This is a genomic window from Geminicoccus flavidas (assembly GCF_009806515.1).
Lineage (GTDB): Bacteria > Pseudomonadota > Alphaproteobacteria > Geminicoccales > Geminicoccaceae > Geminicoccus > Geminicoccus flavidus.
Genome location: NZ_WUJP01000132.1, coordinates 1 through 1142, shown reverse-complemented (window position 1 = coordinate 1142; position 1142 = coordinate 1). Strand labels below are relative to the sequence as shown.

The 1142-nt window shown below is 70.2% G+C and carries 2 protein-coding genes; both read left to right on the top strand.

The genetic code is table 11. From position 1 onward, the window contains the following. Nucleotides 1-710, top strand: a 710-nt coding sequence (locus tag EQG76_RS03500) for an alanine racemase (RefSeq protein ID WP_159710654.1), incomplete at its 5' end; no start/stop codon positions are given. A 49-nt stretch (nucleotides 711-759) separates the two neighbouring features. Beyond that, nucleotides 760-1142: CYTH domain-containing protein (locus EQG76_RS03495; RefSeq protein ID WP_159710652.1), on the top strand; the 383-nt coding region annotated here is incomplete at its 3' end.

The following is a 1142-nucleotide window of genomic DNA, read 5'->3' as shown; positions in this document are numbered from 1 at the left end:
GGGCGTTCGCCAACGCCGGCATGAGCGTCGAGATGCTGGTCGAGTGCGACACCGGGGCCAGGCGCAACGGCACCCAGACGGTTGATGAAACCGTGGATCTCGCCCGGCACATCGTCGCCACGCCGGGCCTGCGCTTTGCCGGCCTCCTGACCTACCCGCCGCCGGGCGGCCAGCCGAACGTGGTCGCCTTCTTCACCGAGACCGTGGCCCGGCTGAAGGAGCTGGGCATCGAGGCGCCGATCCTGTCCTCGGGCGGCAGCCCGGACATGTGGACCGCCAACGAGCAGGGCCCGGTCACCGAGCACCGCCCCGGGACCTATATCTACGGCGACCGGATGCAGATGCGCGCCGGCTGCATCGGACTGGACGACTGCGCGCTGACCGTGCTGACCACGGTGGTGTCCCGGCCGGCCCCCGACCGGGCAATCCTGGACGCCGGCTCCAAGGCGCTCACCACCGACCTGCATGGGCTGAACGGCTATGGCCGGATCATGGAATATCCCGATGCGGTGATCCACGCCCTGTCCGAGGAGCACGGCCATGTCGACCTGAGCCAGGTCGAGGGCGAGCGGCCGAAGGTCGGCGACCTGCTGCGGGTCCTGCCGAACCATGCCTGCCCGGTCAGCAACCTCTACGACCAGGTGGCGCTCATCCGCGGCGACCAGGTGGAGCGGCTGGTCGACGTGGCCGCCCGCGGTAGATTGACCTGAAGTTTTCTGCAATGAGACCCCCGGTCCACAGTCGGAGCCAGGGGCGAGTATGGGCGTTGAGCGCGAGCTGAAGCTCGAGGGTAGAGCCGAGGATCTGCGCAAGCTCCTGGCCGATCCGGTAGTGGCGGACAGCCTGAAGGGCCTGCCCGCCCGCAGGCGGCTGGTCGCCACCTATTACGACACCCCGGAAGGCACGCTGCGCCGCGAGCTCGGCATGAGCCTCCGCGTGCGCAAGGAAGGACGGCGCTGGGTCCAAGCGGTGAAGTGCGAGCCCGCGGGCGACGGTGTCCCCCTTGCGCGCGGCGAGTGGGAGGTCCAGGTCTCCGGCGAGGCGCCCGAGCTTGCCCGCTTCACCGACCCCGAGCTGGCCGAACTCGTCCAGGCCGCGAACGGCCGGGAGCTGGTCGCGATCGTGCGCACCGACATCCGCCG